The sequence below is a fragment of the Bradyrhizobium sp. Mp19 genome, assembly GCF_029952935.1.
Classification (GTDB): Bacteria; Pseudomonadota; Alphaproteobacteria; order Rhizobiales; family Xanthobacteraceae; genus Bradyrhizobium; species Bradyrhizobium elkanii.
Genome location: NZ_JASAUT010000146.1, coordinates 1 through 2,819 on the forward strand (window position 1 = coordinate 1; position 2,819 = coordinate 2,819).

The 2,819-nt window shown below is 59.1% G+C and carries 2 protein-coding genes and 1 pseudogene; all 3 read left to right on the plus strand.

The window, feature by feature from the left end; all coding sequences use genetic code 11:
- Nucleotides 1–337: 337 nt before the first annotated feature.
- A complete protein-coding gene (locus QJT82_RS45220) occupies nt 338–1,006 on the plus strand; it encodes a ParA family protein (RefSeq protein WP_038388659.1) in 669 nt (222 codons plus the stop codon).
- Nucleotides 969–1,970 (plus strand): hypothetical protein, encoded by a 1,002-nt coding sequence (locus QJT82_RS45225; RefSeq protein WP_038388657.1) that lies wholly within the window; start codon nt 969–971, stop codon nt 1,968–1,970. The genes QJT82_RS45220 and QJT82_RS45225 overlap by 38 nt, the downstream gene beginning before the upstream one ends.
- Nucleotides 1,971–2,126: 156 nt before the next feature.
- Nucleotides 2,127–2,576 (plus strand): annotated as a pseudogene (locus tag QJT82_RS45230) (transposase); the annotation flags it as partial.
- Nucleotides 2,577–2,819 lie beyond the last annotated feature (243 nt).

A 2,819-nucleotide genomic window follows, 5' to 3' on the forward strand; every position in this document is an offset into this window, starting at 1 on the left:
TTCGCAGCAAGAATCCTCGCCGCTGTCAGGCAGAAAATCCACTCAAGCTACTGTCCGAATTTGCGGGGCCAGCTCTCAGTAAAGGTCGGATCAAGCCGGAGTCCTGCCTTGCAGCGGACTGGCTGGCATCCTTAAACCTTCGGGCTTGGCGTAGGGTGTCCGCGTGGCCCAATGTTTGGACCGGCCGAAGTTTGGCGACGTATAGCGCGGTACGGTAGTTAGTGGGTGCGCCTTGATTTGGTTGTGAGTTCCGCACTCGCCATTGATGCGATTCACGATAGGAAATGGTACGCGCACCTCGTGTGTTTCATGCGTTATTGTCCGGGACGCGCAGGCGATGTATGTCCTTGCTCTGGTTACCCAAAAAGGAGGAAGCGGCAAGAGTACGCTGGCGGTCGGAATTGCAGTCGCGGCGATGGCGAACGGGGAGCGCGTCGCGATTGTCGACGCGGATCCACAAGGGACGATCTCAAAATGGAGAGAGCGGCGCGGGCATCCCTATCCGCGGATCGTTCGGGTCGCCGATCCCGCCGGAATCGAAGGGGCGCTCGTCAACCTCGAAGCTGAGGGGATCTGGCTAACGGTCATCGATACCGCGGCCACGAACAATGACCTGGCTATGCGTGCCATCGCGGGTGCCGATCTTTGCCTGATCCCGGCGCGTCCGAGTCTGGCTGACATCGAAGCTGCGATACCTACGCTGATTGCCGTTCGTAGGCTCAACCGCCGATTTGCTTTCGTGCTCAATCAGACGCCACCGCGGGGCTGCCGCGTGAGTGAAGCCGCAACGTCGCTCAATTCGCTGGGCGTGCTTGCGCTTCCGTGTATCGGACAGCGCAATGACCACCAGGATGCTCTTGGGGCAGGATTAGGCGTGACCGAGTTTTCCCAAGAGGGAAGAGCCTCGGAGGAAGTTTGTGAGCTGTGGCGCTGGATCTTAAAGAAGCTTGTCGAGGGGGCGTCAGCTCATGAGCCGCACGAAAGAAACGAAAAAGCGCCGTACTAGCCAGACGCGCTGCGCGCGACGCTCACTCGTGGAGCTTACCGCGGCCGCGAGCCGAGCCGTTGACGATGGCATATTTGTGTTGTCCGGCGGGGCTGCTGCTTCCAATCCGCGATGGGAGCACACCGGCGCGAATACGTCTGATCAAACAATCCTTGCAAGGCAAGCGACGGCTCCGAGTTCCCTTTGCGGCGCCGAACTTCTGGATTCCGACACTATCATCGAGATGGTGGTGGAGTTTTCCAATGACGATCAAGATAGAGCTTCTGAAAACATCAAAGCCGGACTGGACATTGCGCTGGACCGTGCAAAGGACCTCGCCGACACCCGGGTGGAAGGTGAAGCGGCGTCAAAAGTCGGCCCCATTCTTGAAAACGCTTTCTTGACCGTTCCTAAAAAAGCCGCAGCGGAGTGCCGCGCGGATGCGGTCGAATTGATTGTGCAGAAGGAACCACCAGCCGAGAGCGCAGGGCAGTCGCAATCGCGATACATGCGGCGACTCACTGACGAGGCTGTCAGATTGCTGGACGATCTTCGGAGCGGCAAGCTGCAGAATGAGGCGAACTTCATCCTGAGCGAATGCTTCAGAGAAGCCGCCAGCGCGTTCTCTATGATCAATCAGCAGCTCAAGCGCGACGGCTACGCGGCGAGCATTGATCCATCAATCTTCATCTGGCTCGCCAATATCACCGAACCGGAGACGCGCGACACAGGGACCATGCGGCTTGAGATCGTACCCAACCACCGAGGTCGTCCGAGCACGTACACGCGCCAGGTCGCTCAATTCGTTTGGCACCTTGTCGAGGGGCAGGGCTGCGGACGACAAGCCGCATATCGGGGGGCGGTCACGAAGTTCACCGTGAGCGCGAGTTTCGCCGAGAAGGCGTACGCCTTTTGGGAGCCGATCTTCAAACGGGCGGGCCCGCACGTCAAGATGCTGACCCGCATTTCCGATCCAGAAATGTAAAGCTAGACTAGTGTTCTGTCCCGTTGGTTCGTAGCATAATACCGCAAGTGTTTCGGTGTCCCGATCGAAGGAGATACCCGATGCGCCCCGAACGCTCGAAAGCGAATGCTGACGATTTTCCAGCGACGAACGCACGCACTCACGGCATTGAATGGCGTCCTGGACAAGGTCCCGCTCTCGGTACAGGCCACCATGAAGAAGGATCTGCGCGAGGTCTACTGGGCACCGACCCGGGCGTCCGCCGAAGCGGCGATCGACGTCTTCGCCGAGAAATACCGCGCCAAGTACGGCCGGGCGGTCGAATGCCTGGTCAAGGATCGCGACGCGCTGCTGGCCTTCTACGACCTTCCTGCCGAGCATTGGGATCACTTGCGCTCCACCAATCCCATCGAAAGCGTGTTCGCCACCGTGCGGCACCGGACGGTGCGCACCAAGGACTCGTTGTCACCGACCACCGCCAGGCTGATGGCGTTCAAGCTGGTGGCCGCCGCATCAAAGACCTGGCGACGGTTCAAAGGCACAAATCAGTTGCCGACGGTCATCGCAGGTGTCAGATTCAACGACGGCATCCAGGTCATCCAAATGCCGGCAAACCACGCCGCCTGATCACCTCGTCACCCAAAATCCCGCATAGCTCCCGGTTGGCGGCTTGATGAGGCCGCTCTTGCGCTTGGCGCGGAGCCGGTATCGAAGTGATCACGACGTACGTCCGCTGAGTACATCAAGCCATTGAATTGTGGGCCGGCCACTGCGCCGGCCTCTCGTTTTTGGGCGAATCATTCCGAGTGTGATAAAGTAGATGATCCGAACGATCGAGGCGCAAAGCATGATTGCCATGAGAGTTTTCGA

Coding starts and splice junctions, on each gene's coding strand:
- QJT82_RS45225 (WP_038388657.1), top strand. CDS start 969: ATGAGCCGCACGAAAGAAACGAAAAAGCGCCGTACTAGCCAGACGCGC.
- QJT82_RS45220 (WP_038388659.1), top strand. CDS start 338: ATGTATGTCCTTGCTCTGGTTACCCAAAAAGGAGGAAGCGGCAAGAGT.